Annotated in this window: 24 protein-coding genes; 11 read left to right on the top strand and 13 right to left on the bottom strand. The window is 32.7% G+C overall.

What is annotated here, in order from left to right; genetic code table 11:
- The first annotated feature begins 218 nt into the window (after positions 1-218).
- The 3 genes from AC23L6_RS01280 to AC23L6_RS01290 are packed head-to-tail and all read left to right on the top strand — an operon-like array spanning position 219 to position 4,112.
- Positions 219-3,248: an HsdM family class I SAM-dependent methyltransferase gene (locus AC23L6_RS01280; protein ID WP_487560485.1), complete on the top strand. Its 3,030-nt coding sequence runs from the start codon at positions 219-221 to the stop codon at positions 3,246-3,248.
- Entirely contained in the window at positions 3,248-3,871 is a 624-nt protein-coding gene (locus AC23L6_RS01285; protein ID WP_487560486.1) for a hypothetical protein, read from the top strand. The genes AC23L6_RS01280 and AC23L6_RS01285 overlap by 1 nt, the downstream gene beginning before the upstream one ends.
- Before the next feature lie 4 nt (positions 3,872-3,875).
- Positions 3,876-4,112: a hypothetical protein gene (locus AC23L6_RS01290; protein ID WP_487560487.1), complete on the top strand. Its 237-nt coding sequence runs from the start codon at positions 3,876-3,878 to the stop codon at positions 4,110-4,112.
- Positions 4,113-4,148: 36 nt separating this feature from the next.
- Here AC23L6_RS01290 and AC23L6_RS01295 read toward each other — a convergent pair whose 3' ends face one another.
- A complete protein-coding gene (locus AC23L6_RS01295; protein ID WP_487560488.1) occupies positions 4,149-4,592 on the bottom strand; it encodes a nucleoside deaminase in 444 nt (147 codons plus the stop codon).
- Positions 4,593-4,676: 84 nt separating this feature from the next.
- Here AC23L6_RS01295 and AC23L6_RS01300 point away from each other — a divergent pair, with 84 nt between their 5' ends.
- On the top strand, positions 4,677-6,446 hold the full coding sequence (locus AC23L6_RS01300) for a 1-deoxy-D-xylulose-5-phosphate synthase (RefSeq protein WP_487560489.1): 1,770 nt from the start codon (positions 4,677-4,679) through the stop codon (positions 6,444-6,446).
- 1 nt (position 6,447) lies between these two features.
- A complete protein-coding gene (locus AC23L6_RS01305; RefSeq protein WP_487560490.1) occupies positions 6,448-7,440 on the top strand; it encodes a DUF3078 domain-containing protein in 993 nt (330 codons plus the stop codon).
- Here the strand turns inward: AC23L6_RS01305 and AC23L6_RS01310 are convergent, their stop codons facing one another.
- From AC23L6_RS01310 to AC23L6_RS01335, 6 genes are all read right to left on the bottom strand, one after another.
- The gene (locus tag AC23L6_RS01310) at positions 7,441-8,787 is read right to left on the bottom strand and encodes a deoxyguanosinetriphosphate triphosphohydrolase (RefSeq protein WP_487560491.1); all 1,347 of its coding nucleotides are present in this window, start codon (positions 8,785-8,787) and stop codon (positions 7,441-7,443) included.
- Positions 8,788-8,846: 59 nt separating this feature from the next.
- Positions 8,847-9,329, bottom strand: a complete 483-nt coding sequence (locus tag AC23L6_RS01315) for an RDD family protein (protein ID WP_487560492.1) — start codon at positions 9,327-9,329, stop codon at positions 8,847-8,849.
- A gap of 182 nt (positions 9,330-9,511) precedes the next feature.
- The gene (locus tag AC23L6_RS01320; protein WP_487560493.1) at positions 9,512-11,935 is read right to left on the bottom strand and encodes a ribonucleoside-diphosphate reductase subunit alpha; all 2,424 of its coding nucleotides are present in this window, start codon (positions 11,933-11,935) and stop codon (positions 9,512-9,514) included.
- Between the two features lie 109 nt (positions 11,936-12,044).
- Positions 12,045-13,022 (bottom strand): ribonucleotide-diphosphate reductase subunit beta, encoded by a 978-nt coding sequence (locus AC23L6_RS01325; RefSeq protein WP_487560494.1) that lies wholly within the window; start codon positions 13,020-13,022, stop codon positions 12,045-12,047.
- 735 nt (positions 13,023-13,757) lie between these two features.
- Entirely contained in the window at positions 13,758-14,327 is a 570-nt protein-coding gene (locus AC23L6_RS01330) for a DUF3109 family protein (protein ID WP_487560495.1), read from the bottom strand.
- Between the two features lie 5 nt (positions 14,328-14,332).
- Positions 14,333-15,949, bottom strand: a complete 1,617-nt coding sequence (locus AC23L6_RS01335; protein WP_487560496.1) for a T9SS type A sorting domain-containing protein — start codon at positions 15,947-15,949, stop codon at positions 14,333-14,335.
- 126 nt (positions 15,950-16,075) lie between these two features.
- Between AC23L6_RS01335 and AC23L6_RS01340 the strand changes: the two genes are divergently transcribed.
- Genes AC23L6_RS01340 through AC23L6_RS01350 form a run of 3 tightly spaced genes read left to right on the top strand, consistent with a single transcriptional unit; the run spans position 16,076 to position 17,501 of the window.
- Entirely contained in the window at positions 16,076-16,651 is a 576-nt protein-coding gene (locus AC23L6_RS01340) for a MarC family protein (protein ID WP_487560497.1), read from the top strand.
- A 40-nt stretch (positions 16,652-16,691) separates the two neighbouring features.
- On the top strand, positions 16,692-16,892 hold the full coding sequence (locus AC23L6_RS01345; RefSeq protein ID WP_487560498.1) for a hypothetical protein: 201 nt from the start codon (positions 16,692-16,694) through the stop codon (positions 16,890-16,892).
- Positions 16,893-16,895: 3 nt separating this feature from the next.
- On the top strand, positions 16,896-17,501 hold the full coding sequence (locus AC23L6_RS01350; RefSeq protein ID WP_487560499.1) for an FAD-dependent oxidoreductase: 606 nt from the start codon (positions 16,896-16,898) through the stop codon (positions 17,499-17,501).
- Positions 17,502-17,516: 15 nt separating this feature from the next.
- On the opposite strand, the gene AC23L6_RS01355 is transcribed toward AC23L6_RS01350, so the two are convergent.
- From AC23L6_RS01355 to AC23L6_RS01370, 4 genes are read right to left on the bottom strand one after another with little or no spacing between them, the layout of a single operon-like run.
- Positions 17,517-19,094: a S41 family peptidase gene (locus tag AC23L6_RS01355; protein ID WP_487560501.1), complete on the bottom strand. Its 1,578-nt coding sequence runs from the start codon at positions 19,092-19,094 to the stop codon at positions 17,517-17,519.
- 31 nt (positions 19,095-19,125) lie between these two features.
- Entirely contained in the window at positions 19,126-19,590 is a 465-nt protein-coding gene (locus AC23L6_RS01360; protein ID WP_487560502.1) for a hypothetical protein, read from the bottom strand.
- Positions 19,591-19,599: 9 nt separating this feature from the next.
- A complete protein-coding gene (locus tag AC23L6_RS01365) occupies positions 19,600-20,028 on the bottom strand; it encodes a deoxycytidylate deaminase (RefSeq protein WP_487560503.1) in 429 nt (142 codons plus the stop codon).
- 41 nt (positions 20,029-20,069) lie between these two features.
- On the bottom strand, positions 20,070-20,660 hold the full coding sequence (locus tag AC23L6_RS01370; RefSeq protein WP_487560504.1) for a HupE/UreJ family protein: 591 nt from the start codon (positions 20,658-20,660) through the stop codon (positions 20,070-20,072).
- Between the two features lie 171 nt (positions 20,661-20,831).
- Between AC23L6_RS01370 and AC23L6_RS01375 the strand changes: the two genes are divergently transcribed.
- Positions 20,832-21,263, top strand: a complete 432-nt coding sequence (locus tag AC23L6_RS01375; protein WP_487560505.1) for a tellurite resistance TerB family protein — start codon at positions 20,832-20,834, stop codon at positions 21,261-21,263.
- A 71-nt stretch (positions 21,264-21,334) separates the two neighbouring features.
- On the opposite strand, the gene AC23L6_RS01380 is transcribed toward AC23L6_RS01375, so the two are convergent.
- Both AC23L6_RS01380 and AC23L6_RS01385 read right to left on the bottom strand, forming a co-directional pair.
- Complete coding sequence (locus tag AC23L6_RS01380; RefSeq protein ID WP_487560506.1) at positions 21,335-23,377, bottom strand: insulinase family protein; 2,043 nt, start codon at positions 23,375-23,377, stop codon at positions 21,335-21,337.
- A 12-nt stretch (positions 23,378-23,389) separates the two neighbouring features.
- Entirely contained in the window at positions 23,390-24,715 is a 1,326-nt protein-coding gene (locus AC23L6_RS01385) for a M16 family metallopeptidase (RefSeq protein WP_487560507.1), read from the bottom strand.
- Positions 24,716-24,981: 266 nt separating this feature from the next.
- On the opposite strand from AC23L6_RS01385, the gene rplU reads away from it, so the two are divergent.
- Both rplU and rpmA read left to right on the top strand, forming a co-directional pair.
- Positions 24,982-25,410: a 50S ribosomal protein L21 gene (gene rplU / locus AC23L6_RS01390; protein ID WP_487560508.1), complete on the top strand. Its 429-nt coding sequence runs from the start codon at positions 24,982-24,984 to the stop codon at positions 25,408-25,410.
- Positions 25,411-25,433: 23 nt separating this feature from the next.
- A complete protein-coding gene (gene rpmA, locus AC23L6_RS01395; protein ID WP_487560509.1) occupies positions 25,434-25,694 on the top strand; it encodes a 50S ribosomal protein L27 in 261 nt (86 codons plus the stop codon).
- The last annotated feature ends 1 nt before the right edge of the window (position 25,695 follow it).

The following is a 25,695-nucleotide window of genomic DNA, read 5'->3' on the forward strand; positions in this document are numbered from 1 at the left end:
ATTTTAGTGAAAAAGGAAGTGCCTCACAAAATATTTGAGGTGAAGTTTAGTCCAAATAGGAATTATTTTTAATTATAAATTTAGAATTTAAAAATGTTAGCATTTTAAATGAAAAATAATTTGCGTATTAATACGCAAAAGTTTTTTTTAATTCTATTTTTGTGGAAATCAGTAGTTCTCAATTAGAAGATTTTCAGATTTAAATTACACTTTCTCACATGAATAATTCCATTATTAATCAATTAGATTTGATAGATTTTGCAAAAGATTGCAAATTATATGATATTGATTTATTTGACAATGAAAAATATGGAGTTGTTAAAGTATATGGGAACGATGGTCAACCAGTTCTTTTTTTAAAAGAAATTGATTCCTTTGATATTGACGCTTTAATCCAAATTGCTGCAATACAAAAAGCATGTTGGAATTTTCAAAAAGTTTTATTCTTATATGTTTACACCAAAACGGAAATCAGAATTTATAATTGTTCTGAAAAACCTTTTGGTTTTGATAAAACAATTCAAGAGAATGAAATTACATCTAAATTAAAAGAATTAGAACTTTACTCTTGTAAAGAAACTGATGAAGAAAAACTTAAAAAATTAAATATTGTTTTTTCAAGAATCGCAATTGATACTGGATTTATTTGGTCTTCTGTTGAAGCAAAAGAGATTAGAGAAAAAATAAATCTTCAAAAAAGAGTTGATAAATATTTAATTCAAAGTTTAATCAATGTATCGAGAGAATTAGAAGAACAAGGACTGAACGATAAAAACTTAATTCATAAGTTGGTTATGCGTTCTCTTTTTCTTTTATATCTAGAAGATAAAGGAGCTACCAAAAAAGAGGAATATAGAAAGAATTCAACAATTGCTGAATCATATCTTGGATTACTAAAAGAAGGCGAGGTTAACTATGTCTATGCTTTATTTGAAAAATTAGCCAAAGATTTTAATGGAAGTTTATTTAATATAGAAGAAAACGAAAAGGATATTGTAACACAAGAACATCTAGAGTTAGTAGGGCAATGTTTTACAAATGGATATATTAAAAGTGATCAAATAAAATTATTTACAGATTGGAGATTGTTCGATTTTAGTATTATAAGAATTGAATTGTTAAGTGAAGTCTATGAGAATTTTTTATCAGAATTAGATAGGAAAGAGAAAAAAAATACTGGGACTTTTTATACACCACCTTCATTAGTTGAATTAATTCTTAATGAAAAACTTCCAATAGATAAAGATAAAATAAACTATAATGTAAAAACATTAGATCCAAGTTGTGGTTCAGGGATTTTTCTAGTTCAAAGTTTTAAAAGACTTGTAAAGCGTTATGAAAATAAATATAATTCTAAGCTAAATGATTTTACGGTTTTAGTTGATATTTTAAAATCAAATATTTTCGGAATTGAACTTGACCCAAAATCTATAAAAGTGGCTGCTTTTAGTTTGTATTTAGCTTTATTAGATAATCTTGATCCAAAAACAGGTTGGTGGAATGGTGCAATTAAATTTCCTTATTTAATCAATGACCCAGAAGATAAAAGTTTAAAACAACAAGGAGAAAATCTTTTTGTAAGAGATACTGTTTCTGATTTGTCTAAAATTAAAAAATTACAAGATTTTGATTTAATTGTTGGAAATCCACCTTTTGGGACAAAAGATTTATTGCCAACCATAACAGCATATTGTAAAAAAGAAAATTTTGCTCAAGAAATGGTTTTACCATTTTTACACAAAGCAACTCTTTTAGCACCAAAAGGAAAAATAGCTTTAATTTTCAATACTAAAGTTTTAACCAATACTGGTGGAACTTATCAAAATTTCAGAAAATGGTTATTTAATGATAATCATATAGAGAAAGTATATAATTTTTCAATATTAAGAAAAGCTCCAAAGTTTTCTGGCGGACAACTTTTTGGTTCAGCAGTTGGACCAATTAGTATTATTTTTTATCAAAAAGAAATTCCAAAAGATCAAAAAGAGACAATAATTTATTACGCACCAAAGACCTATATCAAGAATGATGTTTTAGAAGGAATTGTTATTGATTCATCTGATGAAAAACATATACCAAGAACTGAATGTCAAAAGTCAGACACTAAAATTTGGAAAATAGCAATGTGGGGAAGTTACTTTGATTTTGAGTTGATTGAGAATCTTGAAAAAAGACATAATACACTTGAAAATTATTTTGAAACAAATAAAGGTGAATGGCTAAAAGGTAGCGGACTTCATTCACCAGATAAAAAACAAATTGAAAGTAATAAGTTTTTTAAGCCAAATAAAGTTATTAATACAGGTTTGATTAATAAATATTATACTTCTAGAAAAGCAATAGTTGATAATTCGAAAATATATCGACCAACTAACGAGCTTCTTTATAAAAGTCCTTTTTTAATAATTAAGGAAGGGCAAAAAGAAAAAGAATTCTGTTCAAGTATAATAGATTTTGATTGCTATCATATGAGTTATAGTGTCGTAAATAAAGACATTAAGATTTTAAAAGCCTTATCTGCGTATATAAATTCTATTTTTTCAAATTATTATCTTTCTTTAAGTTCAGCTTCATGGGGAATTGAACGTGAAAGAGTTCAGTCAAATGAGATGTTAGAGTTGCCCGCAATAATTGAGAAAATTGAATTAGAAAACATTGAGAAGCTTTCTTCAAAAATCGATGAAATTATCTCAATAAAAAAATCAAACGAAGTAAATCAAGACATTTCTCATTTAGAAAAACAAATTGATCAAATCATTTATAATGATATTCTAAAATTAAAAGAAGACGAGCAAATCATCATTCAAGATACGTTGGATTATAGTTTAGATTTATTTGAAAAACAAGAAAAATCTAAAGCTGTTTTACCTGTTAATAATGTTGATGCTTATTCCAAAAGAGTAACAAAAGAGCTTAACAACTGGCTTGACGATGTGGAATTAAAAGTTTCGGCAACACATTATATTGTCAATTCAAATTGTCCATTATACATGGTAAAATTGTCTTTTGGAAATCAACAAAAAGAAACAGAAATTTCAAAAGAAGATATTTATAATGAACTTAAAACATTAGATAAAAAACTTTGGAGTGAAGAAGCACAGCATCTATATTTTAGAAAAAAAGTGAATTATTTTGATGGTAATGATGTTTATATTATAAAACCAAACCAAAGAAGATTTTGGAGCGAAACTGCTGCTATGGAAGATAGTAAATCTTTGATAGTTGAAATTCTTAACATGAAAGAATAATGGCAGGAATTTTAACTACTTCAATATTTCTAAATTTTCAAAACAAGTTTAAAGTAAGATGTGCAACTTTATTTATAGAAGCTTATCACACATCAATATCTAATAATTCTATTCTTTTAAATTATGATGAGAATGATATTACCGCAATTCTCCACAGCTATATTGATAAAAATTCTAAAAGAAAAAAATGGAAAATATCTTCAAATTTAGAGAATTATCTTTTTGATGATAATTCAACTTTTTTTAAAGGCTTTGCTGCTAAATTTTGTAGAATAGATATGAGATATTCTACATTTTGGGAAGGAGAGGAATACAAATATTTTGTAGAAGCTAAAAATCTTAAAGTGAATGATTCTGATTTGAAAAGAAGATATATTACCACAGGTATTGATAATTTTTTGAAAGGCGGAAAATATTTTGACTGTGATGGATTCCTTGTTGGATACATTCTCGAAGGAACAGTTGAAGATTGTAAAGAAGGAATCAATAAATTGCTTATAAAAGATAAAAGGGAAAAAGAAGTTATAGAAAAAACATCAGCTTTTTTATCAATTGACAGTCATTTTTCTAGTCATAATGATAATAAAAAAATTTATCATTTGTTTTTGAATTATGTAAACTAAGACCATGAATAACCTCGAAACCAAAATCCTTAGAGCTATCGAAACCAATAAACTTAATCCTGAAATTTTAGGAGAGAGAAAATGGTATAACTATTTTATTTGTATTAATGAATTGGTTTGGTCTAGGAATTTATGGAATGGATATAGTATTGATGTTTATACGGATGAATGTAAATCAGAGCATTTAGGCAATTATTGGTTAGGATTTGATTATTATTCAAAACCATTTTTAAAAAACTAAAATTAATAAAATTCAATAGTTTTAGTGTTGCAAGACTTACTTTCTCCTCTCTGCAAAAAATCGCTTCATCAATTCTGAAGCTTCATTTGCTAAAACTCCACGCACTACAGCTGTTTTTGGATGGAGTTGTGTACCCATTTTTTCAAAACCGCGATGTTCGTCGCTAGCTCCAAAAACAATTTTAGAAATCTGGCTCCAGTATAGCGCTCCAGCACACATTTGGCAAGGTTCAAGGGTGACGTAGAGTGTGCAACCAATTAGGTATTTTCCGCCAAGAAAATTTGCAGCGGCTGTTATGGATTGCATTTCGGCATGAGCAGTAACGTCGTTCAATAATTCGGTTAAATTATGACTTCTAGCGATTATTTTATTATCGATTACCACAATAGCGCCAACAGGAATTTCACCTTTTTCAAAAGCCAGTTCGGCTTCCTGCAACGCTTTTTTCATAAAATATTCGTCGGTGAAAATGTTTTCCATAGCCCCCTAACCCCCAAAGGGGGAATTATTAAGTTGAAATACAAAAATAGAAAACAAAACCGTAAATTCGCTTTTTGAATTCTAATGAAAAGCAACTTACTTCAGCACATCCATAATCCAACCGATTTGCGTCGGCTTGACGAAAGTCAATTGCCTCAATTGGCTCAGGAATTGCGCGATTTCATTATTGATATTGTATCTACTAAGGAAGGACATTTAGGGGCGAGTTTAGGTGTAGTTGAGCTTACCATTGCTTTGCATTATGTATTCAAAACGCCAGAAGATTTGTTGGTTTGGGATGTGGGTCATCAAGCGTACGGTCATAAAATAGTGACTGGAAGAAGAGAAAAATTTCATACCAACAGACAGCTCAACGGTATTTCGGGTTTTCCAAAACGAAGTGAAAGTGTTTATGATGCTTTTGGCGTAGGTCATTCTTCTACTTCTATTTCGGCGGCTCTTGGAATGGCCATAGCTTCTAGTTTAAAAGGCGATAACGAAAAACATCACATAGCCGTAATTGGCGATGCTTCTATTGCTTCAGGAATGGCATTTGAAGGATTGAATCACGCGGGTGTTACTGATGCTAATCTACTTGTAATTCTCAATGACAACGCCATTGGGATTGACCCAAGTGTTGGCGCTTTAAAAAACTATCTCACAGCCGTAAAAGAAGGAAAAAATCCGAAGCAAAATAACATGATGAAGTCCTTAAATTTTGATTATTCAGGACCTATCGACGGACATGATATTTTTGCGATTATTAAGGAATTGAAACGATTGCAAAAAGTAAAAGGCCCAAAGTTTCTGCATGTAATTACAACAAAAGGGAAAGGGTTACAACAAGCTGAGGAAAATCAAGTTCAATATCATGCGCCTGGAAAATTTGATGCAAATACGGGTGAAATACATGCTAAAGTAGAAGAAAATCTTCCTCCAAAATACCAAGATGTTTTTGGATTAACGTTATTGGATTTAGCTAGAAAAAACGAAAAAATTATTGGAATTACTCCTGCGATGCCAACAGGTAGTTCCCTGAAATTTATGATGGATGAATTTCCCAAGCGAGCGATTGATGTGGGTATAGCCGAACAACATGCAGTAACATTATCTGCTGGAATGGCAACACAAGGGATGATTGTTTTTTGCAATATCTATTCGACTTTTTTACAACGGGCTTATGATCAACTGATTCACGATGTGGCTTTGCAGGATTTACCTGTGATTTTTTGCTTGGACAGAGCAGGTCTAGTTGGCGAAGATGGCGCGACACATCACGGTGTTTTCGACTTGGCTTATTTGCGTTGCATACCCAATATGATCGTTTATGCTCCAATGAATGAAATTGCCTTGCGTAATATTCTTTACACAGCACAATTAGGTTTACATCATCCTATTGCTATTCGTTACCCTCGTGGTCGTGGCGTTATTGTAGATTGGGAACAACCTTATCAAAAGATAGAAATTGGTAAAGCTTATTGTATAAAAAAAGGAACGCATGTAGCCATTCTTTCTAATGGAACTACAGGAAATAATGTTGCACAAGCTTTAGCCAATTTAAATCATCCCGAACGAATAGCACATTATGATTTTGCTTTTGTGAAACCACTAGACGAAACACTTTTGCACACCATTTTTAAATCTTTTGAAAATGTTGTTACAATTGAAGATGGAGTTATAAAAGGAGGTTTTGGTTCTGCAATAATCGAATTTGCCTCACAAAATAAGTATCATGTACCAATACAAAATCTTGGGGTTCCTGATGAGTTTATTGAACATGGAACGATAAATGAATTGCAATACTATTGTAAAATCGACGTTAAAAGTCTTGAAACTCTTTTTTTAAGTTACTGAAATGTTCATTTGTTCTCACAAAAAAATAATATTCTTGACAAAATCAAACAACTTTTTTAGTTTACTAGTACTATTTCTTATTTCTACAAATTCATTTTCTCAAGAAAATGTAGTTCATAAAACGATTGTTTTGGACAGTCTTTCTAATTGGAAAAATACCAACAAAGTTGGCTTTGATTTAAGCGAAATTGCTTTTGTCAATTGGAATGCTGGTGGACAAAGTTCAGTGTCAGGTTTGCTCAAAGGTGATTTTAATCGAACGTATAAGCGTCAAAATGTGCTTTGGTTTAATGAGTTAATCTTGAGATATGGTGTTAATAAACAAGATGGTATAGCAATTCGAAAAACAGATGATGTTTTTCGGTTTAATTCCACCTTTGGTTATAGAAATGATACATTATCAAACTGGTATCATACTATAAAATTCAATTTTAATACTCAATTTACAAACGGATACAATTATCCCAACACTGATTTAGCTATTTCGAAACCTTTTGCTCCAGCCTATACTTTTTTTGGGATGGGAGCAGAGTATAACAATAAAGAAAAGAAATTTATCTTTTATTTTTCGCCATTAACGCTCAAAAACACATTGGTTTTAGACCAAAGATTAGCAAATCAGGGTGCGTTTGGTGTTGAAAAAGCCGTTTATGATGGTTCTGGAAATCTTCTTTCAAGGGGCGAAAAAACGAAAACAGAGTTAGGAGTTCTAGTTACAAATTATCTAAAAAAAGAGATTGCAAAGAACGTCACTTTAGAAAATCGATTGATTTTGTATTCTGATTATTTGAATCATTTTGGTAATATAGATATTGACTGGCAAGCTTTTTTTGATTTGGTTGTTAACCAATATGTAAAAGCGAATATTGGTTTTAATTTAATTTATGATGACGATATCAAAGCCAAAAAAGAGACTAAAGGAGAACAAATTACCACAGGTCCAAAAGTTCAATTAAAACAAATGCTCGGAATAGGTTTAGAATACAATTTCTAATTAGGTTTTTTTGTTTCCGTTGATGGTTTTAAACAATTCTAAAGCGTTTCCATCTGTTAAAAGAGATACATAATGACAGATATGTAAGAGTCTGTTGTATAAATCTTCTTTTTCTTCAATAAATTTTTCTGGTAACATTTTTAGAATGAGCTTGTCATAATTTGAAGCTTTTCCTTCAAAATTATTATTAAAAGCGGTGATGAATTTGTCTAATAACGTTTGAATAATTTGATAGCCCACCAATTCTTTTTCAATTACCTCACGACTTTGGTAGATATTTTTTACACTCAATTTGATAATATCATCCATTTGAGCTTTGTATTTACTCTTGTCAGTCAAAGCAAATGGGAATTTGCCCTCTAAAATCGTTTCTTCATGCTCTAAAAATACTTTTACGGCATCGTTGATTAAACTTCCAATTGCTAGAGCACGCAGATAACTAATTCTATCTTCTTTAGTGGTTAACGTTTTGTATTTATCAACATCGATACTGTCTTTTACCAATTTAATCAAATATTCTAAGGCATAATCCTCTGAAACCAATCCAAGATTAATACCATCTTCAAAATCGATTATGGTATAACAAATATCATCGGCAGCTTCTACAAGATAGGCTAATGGATGTCTCTCAAAACCAGTATCTTCTCCAGTTTTGTTGGGAATTAGACCAAGGTCGGAGGCCACTTCCTGAAAGAAATTTTTATCCGATTGAAAAAAACCGTATTTCTTGTCTGATATGTTTTTGGTTGGCTTTTTAGGAAGACTTTCTTTAGGATATTTCATAAATGCACCTAATGTTGCATAGGAAATACGCAGCCCTCCTTCAATTCCAGGTCTATCTGAAGTTAAAACGGAAAACCCATTGGCATTGCCTTCAAAATCAATTAAGTCTTGCCATTGTTTAAGGGTTAACTGATCTTTAAATTTTTGTCCGTTACCTATCGAGAAATATTCCCCGATGGCTTTTTCTCCAGAATGTCCAAAAGGAGGATTTCCTATATCGTGAGCTAAAGAAGCAGCAGCGACAATAGCTCCAAAATCATTCATGTGGAAACCGTGAACTTCTTTGAGATGCGGATATTTTTCTATAATTTTTTTCCCTACTAACCTTCCTAATGATCTGCCTACAACTGAAACCTCTAAGCTATGAGTTAGTCTTGTGTGTACAAAATCTGTTTTTGAGAGTGGAATTACCTGAGTTTTATCTTGTAAACTTCTAAAAGCTGAGGAGAAAATAATACGATCATAATCGACTTCAAATCCTAAGCGGGTATCGTCTTGTTCTTTACGTAATCGTTTGCCTTTGTCTCCTTGACGTCTTAATGATAGTAGTTGCTCCCAGTTCATTCTCTGTTTGAATATTGATTTAAATGGATAAAATTAAGTGAATCGTTTGTGAGTAGTGTTTATAAAAAAGAATCGTAGAGTTTCTTTTTTTCATAAAAGCGACGTTTGTTCACGACATAGGTATTAGAAAAAACATCATGCCAACCTTGTTGATTGTCTCCCATATAAGAGAAGAATTCAAAAGGGATTAATCTACAAAGTGTTCGTATGAGTATCTTTTTTTTGTCTGGCTTAGAGCCGTCTTTCATTACTACCATGGTTTTTGTAAAATATTTTCCAATAGTTCTTGAGAAATAGATTTCGGTAAGTAGGTAATAGGAAATAAAAATAAGCAATCCGATAAAAAGTTGTTCAGTACTGTCTGTTTTATCAATCCAATTGGCTATGGTATACCACTCAGTGATTTCAGAAATCAACACAATTAGCATGCCTATTGATAGACCGATAATATGCTGAGTCAAAAGGTCGATAACCAAATTTAGAAAACGCTTTCCATTTGAAGCCAATAAATCACTAGTTACTGTAAATTTTTTACTTTCCATTTTTGATTAATGGTTGAATTGAAAGTCATGATTTCATTAGTAATAACTCAAATTTACGATTTTTTTAATAGTTTTCACTGATTTTTTGGAAGTTTGTATAAATCGATTTGATTTGATGGTAAAAAAAACAGCTATCAGATTATGATAACTGTTTCTATTTTTGAAATTCAATTTGAGGTTATTTAAGAGCCACACATTTCACAATCATCTGGCCCTGCATTTCTGGCTCTTTCAATCATAGCTTGAAAATCTTCGGCAGTCATTTCTCCTGTTTCATTTGGAGCAAAAACTTCAACGGCTACTGGTTCTGGAGCTTGTGCTGTTGGTTCTGCTTTTTTGTCGTTATTTAGTGTAAATTTAATAGCGTCAACTGCAGCTTTTGTTCTCAAATAGTACATTCCTGTTTTTAATCCTGATTGCCAAGCGTAGAAATGCATTGAAGTTAATTTCGCATAATTAGCATCTTGCATAAACAAATTCAATGATTGCGATTGATCAATAAAATACCCTCTTTGACGCGACATATCTATGATGTCTTTCATGGACATTTCCCAAACTGTTTTGTACAAATCTTTTAAATCTTGAGGAATACGCTCAATATTTTGAACAGAACCATTGTGTCTCATGATTTCTTGTTTCAATTCTTCATTCCATAGACCTCGTTTAACCAAATCTTCAAGCAAATGTTTATTTACCACAATGAATTCTCCAGAAAGTACTCGACGGGTATAAATATTTGAAGTATACGGTTCAAAAGCTTCATTGTTTCCAAGAATTTGTGAAGTTGAGGCTGTAGGCATTGGAGCGACTAAAAGTGAATTTCGTACCCCATGTTCTATAACTTCTTTTCTCAAAGAAACCCAATCCCATCTTCCTGACAATTCTTCGTCTTTGATGTTCCAAAGGTTGTGTTGAAACAAACCTTCTGAAATAGGAGAACCTTTGAAAGTAGAGTAAGGACCTTCCTCTTTTGCCATTTCCATGGATGCGGTAACCGCAGCAAAATAAAGTGTTTCAAATATTTCTTGATTTAATTTTTTTGCCTCATCGCTAGTGAATGGCATCCTCAATAGGATAAAAGCATCTGCTAAACCTTGAACACCTAATCCAACAGGACGATGGCGCATATTTGAATTTTCAGCTTCTTTAACAGGATAGTAATTTCTGTCGATAACTTTATTTAAGTTGCGAGTAACACGTTTGGTTACTTTGAACAGTAATTCGTGATTGAATTTCCCGTTTTCTACAAACATTGGTAAAGAAATAGATGCTAAGTTACAAACCGCAATTTCGTCTTCTGATGTGTATTCTAAGATTTCAGTACATAAATTTGACGAGCGAATCGTTCCAAGATTTTTTTGGTTTGATTTTCTGTTTGCGGCATCTTTATAAAGCATGTAGGGAGTTCCAGTTTCTATTTGAGATTCTAGAATTTTCTCCCACAATTCTCTTGCTTTGATTGTTTTTCTGCCTTTTCCTTTTTCTTCATAAGAAGTATATAAGGCTTCAAATTCATCACCGTACACATCATACAATCCGGGACATTCGTTTGGACACATTAAAGTCCAATGACTGTCTTCTTGCACTCGTTTCATAAATAAATCGGAAGTCCACATGGCAAAAAACAAATCACGCGCACGCATTTCTTCTTTTCCAGTATTCTTTTTCAAATCAAGAAATTCAAAAATATCAGCATGCCAAGTTTCCAAATAAATGGCGAAACTTCCTTTTCGTTTTCCTCCACCTTGGTCTACATAGCGAGCAGTATCGTTGAAAACACGAAGCATAGGAACAATACCGTTTGATGTACCGTTTGTACCTCTAATGTACGAACCTGTTGCGCGCACATTGTGGATAGATAATCCAATTCCACCAGCAGACTGGGAAATTTTTGCGGTTTGTTTTAAGGTGTCATAGATTCCGTCAATACTATCATCTTTCATAGACAAAAGGAAACAAGACGACATTTGAGGTTTTGGTGTACCTGCATTAAACAAAGTTGGGGTGGCATGAGTGAAGAATTTCTTCGACATCAAATCGTAAGTTTCTAAAACTGCATCTAAATCATCCAAGTGAATTCCTACTGCTACACGCATCAGCATGTGTTGAGGTCTCTCTACAATTTTGCCGTTTATTTTTAATAAATACGAACGCTCTAATGTTTTAAAACCAAAGTAATCGTAATTAAAATCTCTATTATATATAATGTGAGAATCCAAAAATTCTGCATTATCCATAATTACTTTATGAACCTCTTCAGATAATAATGGAGCCTTTAGGTTTGTTCTTGGATTAACATAATTGAACATTTCATTCATCGTTTCCGAGAATGATTTGTTGGTGTTTTTATGTAAGTTAGAAATAGCAATTCTTGCCGCTAGTTGGGCATAATCTGGATGCGCAATAGTCATGGACGCAGCAGTTTCGGCAGCTAAGTTATCTAATTCTGAGGTGGTTACTCCATCATACAATCCTTCAATTACCCTCATTGCCACTTTTACAGCATCTACCAAATCATTTAAACCATAACATAGTTTTTTAATTCTATCTGTGATTTTGTCGAACATTACTGGCTCTTTATGGCCATCTCTTTTTACTACATACATAAGCTCTGTTTTTTAAGTGGTTAAAAAATAGAAAATCCCTTCTCTATTTTTGGGTATTTGTTTTTAGTTGTTATTGTTTAAATACAATTTCTTGAACGCATATATAATTCTAAAAATCGGCGTCGAAACTTATTTTTTGTGAATCAGAATCGGTATTCATTACACCTGCTTTTTGATATTCGGCAACTTTCTTTTCAAAAAAGTTGGTTTTTCCTTGCAACGAAATCATGTCCATAAAATCGAAAGGATTTGAGGTGTTGTATTCTCTGTCACAACCTAGTTCTACTAGTAATCTATCGGTTACAAACTCTAGATATTGTGTCATCAAGTTTGCATTCATACCTATTAAACTTACTGGAAGCGATTCGGTGATGAATTCTCTTTCAATGTTCAAGGCGTCAACGATGATTTCTCTAATTCTGCTTTTAGGAACTTTTTTTACTAAATGATGGTTGTGTAAATGAACTGCAAAATCGCAATGAACCCCTTCATCTCGAGATATTAATTCATTTGAAAATGTTAAACCAGGCATCAAACCTCTCTTTTTCAACCAAAAAATGGAGCAAAAACTTCCTGAAAAGAAGATTCCTTCAACAGCGGCAAATGCAATTAATCGTTCTGCAAAAGAATCACTTTCAATCCATCTCAGCGCCCAATCCGCTTTTTTCTTGATAGCAGGAAAAACTTCAATGGCTGTAAAAAGTTGGTTTTTTTCGGCTTCGTCTTTTACATAAGTGTCAATTAATAACGAGTAGGTTTCGCTGTGAATGTTTTCCATCATGATTTGAAAACCATAGAAAAATTTGGCTTCAGCATATTGCACTTCATTCACAAAATTTTCCGCAAGATTTTCGTTTACAATCCCGTCAGAAGCGGCGAAAAAAGCTAAAATGTGTTTGATGAAATATTTTTCATCACTGTTTAGCTTGTTGTTCCAATCGTTTAAATCTTGAGACAAGTCGATTTCTTCTGCTGTCCAAAAACTAGCTTCCATCTTTTTGTACCATTCCCAAATATCATGGTGTTTGATTGGAAAAATCACAAAACGGTTTTTGTTTTCTTGTAAAATAGGTTCAATTTGTGGCATTGCTAAGGGTTCTGTTTTTTATATTTTAACTAAAAATTATGACTTTTATTGAGTACAAAGATTGTCATTTGAAACCAAAAATGAAAGCCAAACTTATTCACAATCGACTTTAGTTTTTAACAAATGAGAGGATTCGTAATATTTTCGTTAAAAATTTTAGAATACTGAAAATCAACAATTTAAAAATAACAAAAAGTCAAAAACTACCGTGAAATATAGGAATTTTGAAAACGGAATGGTGTGAAAATGAGGTTCTTTTTAATGTTGTTTTTTGTGATTGTCCGCTTGGCGAACAAACGTTTTATAATTTGGTACACGGATGAAACTGATGGAGCAGATTTTTACAGATTATTAATGAAAATTTTTAAAATGTACCATTTATGTATATTAATAAGTCTAATAAAAGCAACCATTAAATTTTTTAAACAATTAAGAGATTTAAGAAAATTAAGTCTTAATAACCTGAGTTCCGAAAGATTTCGAGACGAACAGGCGAAGCAAACTTAACTTTCTAAATGGTTTAAAAAAAAATCAACCTGTTTTATATTCATAATTTGGTATCAATAACGCATAAAAAAATGATTGCTTTTTGTGATTGTCTGCTCGGTGAACAAACGTTTTATAATTTGGCACACGGATGAAACTGATAGAGCTGATTTTTTAGAAATATCCGTTGTCCTCAGTTAAAAATCAGTGTAATCTGTGTTCTAAATTTTTATACAATTAGGGGTTGTCTTATTGTTTTTTTAATTCCTCAGCTACTTTTTCGAGTTCTGAATACCAGTCTTCACCAAAACGTCTGATAAGTGCTTCTTTTACAAATTTATAGACTGGAACTTCTAGTGATGCGCCTAGCGAGCATGCGTCGTCGCAAATATCCCATTTGTCATAATTAACTGCAGCAAATTCTGTGAAATCTTTTACTCGAATAGGATATAAATGACAGGAAACAGGTTTTTTCCAACTCACTTCACCTTGATTGTAGGCTTGTTCTATACCGCAAAGTGCAGTTTTACCGTCAAAAATGACATAGGCACAATCTTTATTATCAATCAATGGAGTTTCAAGATCGCCATCGGTGCCTTTGGTCCAGGTGCCTTGAGCTTCAATGGCAGCAATTCCTTCTTTGCGAAGAAATGGTTTTACTTTAGGATAGATTTCTTCTAAAATTTTAGTTTCTTCTAGCGATAAAGGTGCTCCAGCATCGCCATCAACGCAACAGGCTCCTTTGCAAGCAGAGAGATTACATACGAAATCTTTTTCTAAAATGTCTTCTGAGACAATGGTTTTTCCTAGTTGAAACATGGGAGTTAACGTAAAATAGTAATTTTATGCGATGTTTTTTGATTTTTAAAATCGGTCAAATTTACTACATAAATCCCTATTGGAAGTTCTTCGACATCAATTTTAGTTATGTTTTTTGCGATTTCTCGTTTTACTAAAGCACCATTCATATTGTAAATACGAACTTCATGAATTGGAGAATTGGTTGAGCTTATATTTATGATAGATTGAGTAGGGTTTGGAGAAATTATTACTTGTAAGTCACGATTAAAAGTATTTGTTTTTAAGTTTCCTATCGAACAGACCACAGATGTATAACCACCATCGTAAGGATTATAAGTATTACCTATTAATTTGGTATTTAAATTAGTTATTTCATTAAGAAAAAGGCCATCTATACCATCTACCGTTATTAAAATTTCCCCATTTTCGTTTATTACTCTGCTTTGATAAATAGGCTCAAGCAATCCCGCTAAAACGTAAGAATAAGATAACTCAACTAAGGCATCAGAATCTATTTTGTTTTCTGAAAGACTATTGACAGTAGTTATTTTATATAATTCATTAGTCGGAAGTGGGAGGACTATGGTTTTCCATAAAGTATGATTACTATTGTAAATTTTAGCTTGGTTGCTTAATAGTTCATTAGAAGTATAATATTTTTCACCTGAATTTTCGAGTTTAACTCTTGTAACTTGACTTTCGTATGCGTTTTCTAAAGTCAAAGAAGGTATTTGATATACATTTGTTGAAAATGATGTATTAACTGTGGCATTATAAAGTGTTGCCATGAGTTTGTTTTCCAATCCTTCAATAACATCAACAGTTAGTATTCTAGCTTTAGGTATTGATAGGAGTTCAAGATTGTTTTCATTTATCAGTTTGCCAACATAATTGGCAATTGAGCCCTCCAAGGTATAATAGCTGTATCCAATTTCTAAAAGTGCGTCCGAATTGATTTGGGTTTCGGAAATAATTCCAATTTCGCTATATTTTGCATCTGATGGTTTTGGTAAGGCAATTGTTTTCCATAAACTATGGTCGGAATTGAAAATTTTGGTATTCTGATTTACTTTGTCTAATAGATAGTATTTCTCTCCAGAATTTTCCAGTTTTACTCTTTTTATAGTCCCATCTATATATGTATTTTCTAAAGTAAAGTCAGGCAATGAATATACTTTACTGATGGGATTAGTTGTAGTATTCACAGTAATTATTTTATCTGAAAGTCCTTGTATTTCATTAATACGAGCTTCAAAAGCATCAGGAATGGTCAACAAAATGGTTCCGTCTTCTTGGGAAATTCTGCTTTCAAATTTATTTGAAACGTTGTTGTAATAACTGAATAGAATTTCAATTTGGACATCGGGATTGATTTTAGCTTCAGAAACATGATATATTCTAGCGCTACCCGCCAAAGGATTTGGTGGAGATGCAGGTAAAACTATAGTTTTCCACAAGGAATGGTCAGCATTATAAAGAATCAATTCATTAGTAGCAGTATTTAATACATAATATTTCTCTCCAGAATATTCTAGTTTTACTCTATTTACATTACCATCAGTGTAAGTATGCTCCAAAGTAATTTGAGCAAAGGAATAGCAAGAAAAAAATAATAACAAAAGGTTTAGCGTTGTTTTCATGGTAAGTATTTCAACAAAGATAAGGTTTAAGCACAAAGGAAGACTCTTTTTGAAGAAAAAAATTAACTCCAATTTAGCTTTTAACCTACCCAAAATCAATACTTTTGCACTTTAAAAAAGGAAGATATGGGATTGGATTTTAGAGAAATACTTACTGTGGGAATGGTGCTCTTTGCTGTAATCGATATTGTGGGAACGGTGCCTATTATAGTGGATTTAAGAAGAAAACATGGGCATATTGAGTCAGAGAAAGCATCGCTAGTGGCTGGAATTATAATGATTGTATTTCTTTTTATTGGTGAAGAGTTTCTGAATATCATTGGCATTGATGTGCATTCGTTTGCAGTAGCGGGCTCATTTGTATTGTTCTTTTTAGCCTTGGAGATGATTTTAGGAATCCGAATTTATCGCGATGAAGAGGCAAGTTCAGCTTCTATTGTGCCAATAGCTTTTCCTTTAATAGCTGGTGCTGGAACTATGACCACTTTACTTTCTTTGCGTTCTCAGTATCATGCTGAAAATATTGTTATTGCAATTATTCTGAATGTTATTTTGGTATATGCTGTCTTAAAATCGTCTTCCAAAATAGAAAAAATGCTCGGTAAAACGGGCTTAGGCGTTGTTAGGAAAGCCTTTGGAGTGGTGCTTTTAGCTATTGCTGTTAAATTATTTGCGGCTAATGTTAAAGGTTTGTTCCTGTAAATTATTTTTTATTAATTTCGTTCCGAATTAAATCCTACAAATGAAAATTTTTACTTCAATATTAGTAGTTTTGGCTCTTGCCTTAATCGTTTTCAATATCACACTTTTAGATTTTGATCATTTATTCGAGGGTAATAGTATCATTGCATTAATAGGTATAGCTGCCTCTTTGTGTGCTATTTTTATTCTGCTTATTTTTAGAATGTCGAAAATGATTCAAGAGCGAACCAAAAATCAATAATTGATGTTTGATGTTCTGATAATTGGAGGTGGTGTTTCGGGAATGTCGTGTGCCCTGGTATTAGGTTCTGCAAAGAATAAACCTTTTGCTAGTGACAAAAAAATAGGAATTATTGCACACCAAAAGACATCTTCACTTCAGGAAGCTTTGTTTAATAATGCTTACGGAATTCCAGCAGGCAAATTAGGTTCAGAATTGCTGTTAGAAAGCGTAGCTCATCTGGCTGAAACGTATCCGCATGTTTTTCAAATTTCAAATGAGAAAGCGCTTAAAGTTGAAGGGAATTATCCCAGTTTTAAGGTTACGACCAGTAAAAATTCCTACACAGCTAAGATGATTGTTGTTGGAATAGGTTCTGCTAATACTTTTGCAATTGAAGGATTAATGCACTATGTAGAACCACATCTCAAATCACTTCCAGAGAAACAACGAATTCAGTTGAAAAATATAGATCACAAAGTTGCAGATGGAATTTATGTTGCAGGAACTTTAGCAGGATGGAGAAGTCAACTTGCCATTGCTGCCGGAAGCGGTGCAGCTGTTGCCACTGACATTTTAACTTTGTGGAATAATGGCGAACAAACTCACAGCCACGATAGCGTTCGATAAATAGTTGTTGCAAAATTATTTTTTGTTCAAAACGGCTTTAATCATTGCGTCTTCTTTCAAAACAATTTCATAATATTTTTGTTCGTCAAAAAGTTGTCGGGCAAATTCAGCAGTTAAATAACGTTTGGCTAACACTTTATTTTTGGTAATGTTCAGTGTCGCCCCGTTCTTATTTAAATAGCTCTGAAAATAATTGAAATATACATCAGTAGTATTCATTTTATTTAAAAATTGTGCAAAAGTCAATCCTTTGAAAGCGTTTCTGTTTTTGTCTAACTGTTCGAAAACAAAATGTCCAACAATTCCGGATTGCTCCAAAACATAAATAAGGCTCTCTTCGCCATGTTTTCCTTCTAGAGGCACAAAAACATCAGGAACAATCCCACCTCCACCATATACAATTTTGCCTTTTGGGGTTTTAAATTTTAAAGTATCGGCTATTTTTATACTGTCTTTTTCATACAATTCTCCATTTTCAAAACGAGTACTAAATTCGTTGAAATACTCATCATTGCCTTTTAGATACGGTTTTTGAATGGAACGACCAGTTGGTGTGTAGTATCGTGCAATGGTTAATCGAACTGCCGATCCATCATCAAAATTCATCTCGCGTTGCACCAAACCTTTCCCGAAAGAACGTCTTCCCACAATAATCCCTCTGTCATTATCTTGAATGGCACCAGCCAATATTTCGCTTGCCGAAGCAGAATTTTCATCTATTAATACAGCCACTTTTCCAGTTTCAAAACTTCCTTTTTTAGTGGCAAATGTTTTGTCAACTCTTCCTTTTCTGTTTTTTAAAAAAACAATTAGTTGTTTGTCTTTAAGAAATTCATCGGCAATTTCAGCTGCCATCTCCATATATCCACCGCCATTTTCTCGAACGTCAACAATCAATTCTCTCGCTCCAAGTTGTTGCAGTTTTTGTAGTCCTGATTTAAATTCATCGTAGGTAGTTTCGGCAAAGCGATTAATTTTAATATAACCAGTTGTAGCGTTGAGCATTATGGCAATGTCTATACTTTTTATGGGAACTACATCGCGACGTACTTTTATTTTATATTTTTTATTGTCACTTTTTCTAAAAATTGTCAATTCAATTTCTGAGCCTTCTTCGCCTTTTAGTTTTGCAAACAGGCTGTCGGTTGGTAATTTTCTTCCAAATAGTTTATAATCATTGGCATATAAAATTCGGTCACCAGCCTTGATACCTGCTTTTTCTGAAGGTCCATTTGGGATGGGTTTAACTACAGCAACAGTATCTTTATACATGTAAAAATTGACTCCAATTCCAACAAAATCTCCTTTCATGCTTTCGGCAACTTCAGTTTGTTCACTGGGTGGAATGTAAACCGAATGAGGGTCAAGCTTTGCAAGAATATCATTCACCGTTAGATTGACTATTGAATCAGTATCAATTTTATCTACGTATTCGTTGTCGATAAAATCAATTATTTTGTACAATTTATTTTTCGAATTGTTTTTTGAAATAAAAGGTTCGTTTTTAGGAAAATTGAGTATACCGCCCAAAAGAATCCCTAAGGCAAGAGTAAAGAATAGAAGAATTGGGTAATAACTGTTGCTTTTTTTCATTTTTTGAATGTCAAAAAAATTAGGTAAATAATCAATTATTGGGTTTTATGCCAATCGTGTACTTCCATTTTTCTTTTTCGTGTTTATTAGAGATTAATGATGCTAAAGTCATTGTAAAACCTGAGGATATCATGCCAACACCTGCAATAGCTCCAGAACATCCAGTGGCAGCAACAGCAGTTCCGCCGAGAATAAAAATAACTCCGATTATAGGAACAACTGGAGATGTTATGAGAGAAGTCATTGATTTTCTTTTTATTTTAGCAATAGATTTTAGAGATATTGTAGTGCTGTTTATAGCAATTGTTGAATCGTTTAGGATTGAAAATCTGCCGTACAACTCTTTTCCATTTGTAGTTACTACTTTGACTCTTTTGTGTTCTTTTAAAAAATCGATTCTTTCAGAATTTTTCTTTTCTAATAGTATTCCTTGTTCTTGAGAGAAGAGTGAATTAGCTGAAAACACTAAAACCAAAAGAGAAACAATAAATTTCATTTGCAGTGTCTAAATTAAAACCTCTATTTGTTCAACAATTACTCCAGCCTTGATTAAGAAATCAACACCTTCAGTATCTCTATAACCAGTTTGATACACTACTCGTTTAATTCCAGATTGATGAATTAGTTTGCTGCATTCCTTACAGGGCGAAAGTGTGATGTAAAGTGTTGCTCCTTCACAGCTTTGCGTAGAACGAGCAACTTTTAATATAGCATTTGCTTCAGCATGAAGTACGTACCAATTGGTTAATCCTTCCTCGTCTTCACAACAGTTTTCAAATCCAGAAGGTGTTCCGTTATACCCATCAGAAATAATCATTCGGTCGCGTACTATTATTGCGCCTACTTGTTTGCGTTTGCAGTAGGACAAGTGACTCCATTCTTTTGCAATTCGAAGGTAAGCTTTGTCGTATTTATTTAATTTTTTTAATTCCATGAAGTAAAAATAGGGTTTTATAGTTTTCAGTAGTCAAAAAATTAGTGCAACAGTATGTTTTTTGCAATAATTGGTAATGCGATTCCAATTACAAAAGAAGAAAATGTTAGTATAAAATCACGTTTTGAAAATTTGAAGAAATTTTGAACGATATAAGAAAAAACAAGAATTAGGAAGACAATTAACAATTGCGCTGCTTGTATTCCAGTAATAAATTCAAAAAGAGGTAAAATTTTATCCGAAAGTTTTCCTGTAACAACTGATTTGAAAGGATTAGACATAACCAATCCGTGAACGATACCAAAGAAGAAAACAACAACGGCAATCCAATTTAGAGTGTTTGCTTTTTGAGATTTTCCAATGGTAATAATATTGAAGGAAGCAGTACTTACTATTGTTGCAGGAATTAAAAATCCGTATAAATTCGTCTTAATTACCAAAATACCCGACACTGAAAGTACCATTGCTATTATTTCGCCTAATGCAAAAGCTGCCAATAAAATCAGAATAGATTTCCAATCTTTGAAAGTGTAAGGAGCAATTAGAGCAATTAAAAATAGGGTATGATGGTAGCCTTTTATATCTAAAATGAATCTCCAAGCGGTTTGAAAGTAAATCCAAAAATCTGACATTATATTCGGTGTTTTAAGCAATTGGGAATGTAAATTTACAATTAAATTTGAAAATAAGGAATGGGAATTAAATTATTAGAAAATTTGATTAAAAACAGAAATTTAGTAACAAATAGTTTCCGTAAAAATTGAAATTGGAGTATCTTTGTGTATAACAAAAACCGAAAAATTATGTCTATTGCAGATTTATTTGATAGTGAATTTAAAAGTAGGAATAAAGGTCATTTTTCAGCAATTGTAAGGGTTGCTTTAGCTGATGGAGCTAGTTCGTCTGAAGAAAAAGCCTTTTTAGACAAGCTTGCGTTACATCTAGAAATATCACCTACGGAGTATCAAGAAATTTTAGAAAACCCGCTGAAATATCCTATTAATCCACCCTACTTGTACATGGAACGTTTAGAGCGTTTGTATGATTTAGCTAGGATGGTAAATAGCGACCATCGTCTAGGAGACAAGCAAGACCGCTTGTTGAGAAAATTTGGTTTAGCACTTGGTTTTACTCCAGGAAATGTAAATTATATAGTAGATAAAGCACTTACGTTGGTCGACAAACATGTTGATTTAGAAACGTTTATATCTGAAATGCAATTAATGAATCGATAGAATTAGTTCTTTTATATCAATTAAAAAAGGCTATCATTGATAGCCTTTTTTTTGATAACTTGTATGTATAATTATTTAAAATCGGCATCAGAAACGCCTTCATTAATTTTTACATCTGTTGTGGTAAGTTCAATTTCCATACCAATGTTAAGAACAGTTTTGTAGGGGATTTTAATTCCTTTAATCTCTTTGTAGTCAGCATAACTAGTTGTTTGCTCCACTTTTTGATCTCCTTGTTCAATTGTTTTGGATTCAGCTACTTTTAAACCTGTTTTTACATCGTAGTAATACGTTGATTTGCCATCTTTGATTACATAGGCATCAATTCCGTTGATGGGTTCTATTCCGCTTAGAGTAACGCCTGATTTAGTAACCAAAACTAATTCGTCAAATAGATTAGCACTAGATTTCATTTCAGCTAACTCATCTCCAGTCAAATCTTTTCTTTGACCTTGTTGCACGATGTAAGCACCTTTTTCATTCACTACTTGTTTCATCATAGACATTCCCATGGCTTTTATTTCTCGAAGTAATTTATTGCCAGATGTGGTTTTTGATGTTAATTCAAGAGTTGCGCCTTGAATACTTCCGGTAGAGATGGTCATGATAGACTTTATATCTTTTAATGCTTTAGCTCCACCTACAGCATTAATGTAATTTTCTAAAACAGTTTTGGCAGTAACTCCACTAGGGACAGCTTTGTTCGTAGCTGGTTTCTCAGTAGGATTACCATACTTGTCAAAATAGAAAATGGGGATTTGTAGTTTTTCTAAACCTGGTAAAACCTCTGAGCCTTTTCCTACTATGATTATTCGAGCCTTGTCTGCTTTAAAATAAGTATTGGCAACTCTTAGAACATCTTCGGCAGTTACTGCATTAATACTTTTAATGTAGTTTTCATAAAAATCTTCTGGCAACCCTTGTGTCTTGGTTCTCAAAGCATATGTAGCAACAGTTTGAGGTTTTTCGATTTGCATAACGAAATTTCCAACATAACTTGCTTTGGCACTGTTTAGTGCATCAGCAGAAACTTTTTCTGTTCGAATTCGTTTTATTTCGTTCATAAATTCTACCACTGCACTATCAGTAACAGCGTTTCTAACTTGTGAATAAGCTCCAAAGGTTGAAACATATTTACTTCCTCTAATGCTAGATTCAGCTCCGTAAGTCCATCCGTGTTTTTCCCTTAGGTTCATATTCAAATAGCTGTTAAAGTCTCCACCCAAAAGATGATTTGCAATGATTGTTGCAAAGTAATCTTTATCAGTCATTTTCAAATCGCTAATGTTCATAACTGCAATCTCTGACTGGACAGCATTAGGCATATCTACAAAATTTATTTGTGTATATTGAACGTCTTTTGGGTTCGATACGGATATGTTTGGTGCCGTTGCTTTTAACCAAGGATTGAATAAGTTTTCAACTTGTTTTTTGATAGTTTCAAATTTTACATCGCCAACGATTACTAGGTAAGCATTTTCTGGAACGAAATAGGTGTCGTAATTCGCTTTTACATCTGCTAAGGTCACATTGTTAATTGTAGCTTCGGTAAGGTATTCTCCGTTAGGGTGTGCTTTTCCGAAGTTTAACACACTTTGAACTCTTCTTGCCACTGAAGAAACACTTTTTTCATCTGCTTTTATCCCTTCAATAAATTTAGCTTTGTTTTTGTCGAATTCTTCTTGTGTAAAAATCGGATTCAAAACTCCATCAGCCATTAATTCTAAAATTCTATTGGAATATTTAGAAAGTCCGCTTGCATAGGCGCCATTACTTTCAAAATTGATATCGGCCCCTAGAAAGTCTATTTCTTCGTTGAAAGCATCTTTTGGAATTTTTTTTGTACCACTTCCTATTAATGCGCTTGTCAAATCTGAAACGCCCTTTTTTTCTCCTTCGCTGTAAGGTGCGTTATCAATACTTAAATTGAAAGAGACTTTTGGAAGTTTATGGTTTTCAACCACCATTACTTTTAGACCGTTTTTTAGTTCAAAAGTTTTTGGCTTTCCAATTTTGATTGTAGGAGCAGGTCCTGGCTTAGGTTGTGGGATAATTTGTGCTTGCATACTGATGGTTAAAAACAAGCTGGCTAAAATATATATAGATCTTTTCATAAGAATAGTATTTTAATTTTGAGTCTTGTCTTTTGATGGGATATAATTTAATAACAATCGTTGATTAGGGCTTAAATATTTCTTGGCCACTTCTCTTATTTCTTCGCGAGTGATGGAGCGATAGATTTCAATTTCTGTATTTATCAGATTAACGTCTCCATACAATAAGTAATAGGTAGCAAGATTGTCTGCGACACCTTCAACGGTTGAATTGCTATTTACAAATTGATTTTCAAACTTGTTTTCCAATTTTTGTAATTCTTTTTCTGAAATGAGTTCTGTTTGTAATTTCAAAATTTCTTCATCTATTTCTTTCAAAATATCATCTGTAGTATGAGGAGTTTGTGGCAATCCATAAACTATATAGGTTCCATAATCTTCTTGATTGTAACTAAAAGCGCCAATTTGAAGTGCCATTTTTTTGTCGTCAACAATTTTTTTGTACAATCTTGAACTCTTGCCATCACTTAAAATCGTCGAAATCATATCCAAAACTCTAGCGTCTCTGGTTTTCATCGAAGGGGTTCTATAGGCTGTAACTATCAATGGAATTTGGATGTTTGGATCTTCATAAACAGCGTTAATAGTTTGCGTTATTGGTTCTTCGGTAAAGGAAGGTCTTTGGATGGCTGGGCCTTTTTTAATTGCACCAAAATATTTTTGTATCCAAACTTTGGCTTGATCGGTATTGAAATCTCCAGCTACAACAAGAACTGCATTGTTTGGAATGTAGAACTTTTTATTGAATGCCTGAAATTCTTCCAGCTTTGCAGCATCTAAATGCTCCATAGACCCAATAGTAGTCCAACGATAAGGGTGGTTTTTAAAAATGTTCTTTTTTACAACAGGAATTAATTCTCCGTAAGGTTTGTTATCATAGCTCAGTCTTTTTTCTTCTTTAACCACTTCATTTTGAGTATCAACACCAATTTGATTGATTACAGGATGTAGCATTCGCTCTGCTTCCATCCATAAACCCAATTCTAAATTATTAGATGGGAATACCTCAAAATAGTAGGTTCTGTCTTCGGTAGTGTTTGCATTGTTGTATCCTCCGTTAGAAGAAACAATGTTCATCCATTCTCCTCGTTTGATGTTTTCGGTGCCTTCAAATAATAAATGTTCAAAAAAGTGAGCAAATCCAGTTCTGTCGGGTTGCTCGTCTTTAGCACCTACATGGTACATAACTGAGGTGATTATTGTTGGAGCAGAGGAGTCATTGTGCAAAATAACATGTAAACCATTGTCTAAAGTATATTCCTCAAAAGTAACTTTTTGAGCAGAAACACTTCCTCCAAGCATAAGTGCAGCACTTAAAGCCATTAATGAATTTTTCATAAGGTTAATAATTTTTGTTCTAAGTCGATTAGTATTTTAATCACATATTTTGTTACACCAAATGTACTTTTTTTTACAACTAACCGTCATTAGAATTTAAAATTTAATGGAGTAGTATACGTTTATTTGTTTTTTACAATTCTAAATAGGCTGAAGGTCAATTTATTTGGGATAATTGTTGAATTAAAACAATTTTTATTTAACTGTTGTGAGTATGATTTTAAATCGTATATTTGCAACCTTAAAATTAATAAAAACAATTTGTTATGTATGCAATCGTAGAGATAGCAGGGCAACAGTTCAAAGTAAGCAAAGACTTAAAGGTTTATGTTCACCGTTTAGCTAATGAAGAAGGTTCAAAAGTTTCTTTTGATAAAGTTCTTTTATTAGATGATAATGGAAATGTAACTTTAGGCGCCCCAGCTATAGAAGGTGCTTCAGTAGAAGCCAAAGTGTTACAACACTTAAAAGGAGATAAAGTAATCGTTTTCAAAAAGAAAAGAAGAAAAGGATTCAAAAAGAGAAATGGTCACCGCCAATATCTTACTCAAATTGTAATTGAAGGTATTTCAGCAACAGGTGCAAAAAAAGCAGCTCCAAAAAAAGCGGTAGTTGAAGCAGTTGCAGAAGAAGAAGCGGAAGCTCCAAAAGTAAAAAAAGCTCCAAAAGCTAAAAAAGAAGATACACAAGAATAATAACAATATAAAACGAATACATCATGGCTCACAAGAAAGGTGTCGGTAGTTCTAAGAATGGTAGAGAATCAGAATCAAAACGTTTAGGTGTTAAGATTTTTGGTGGACAAGCTGCTATAGCTGGTAATATCATTGTAAGACAAAGAGGTTCTAAACATAATCCAGGAGAAAACGTTTACATCAGTAAAGATCATACTTTACATGCAAAAGTGGATGGAGTGGTTCAGTTCCAAAAGAAAAGAGATAATAAATCATACGTTTCTATACTTCCATTCGAAGCATAAT

This window comes from Flavobacterium sp. R1_16, assembly GCF_057652095.1.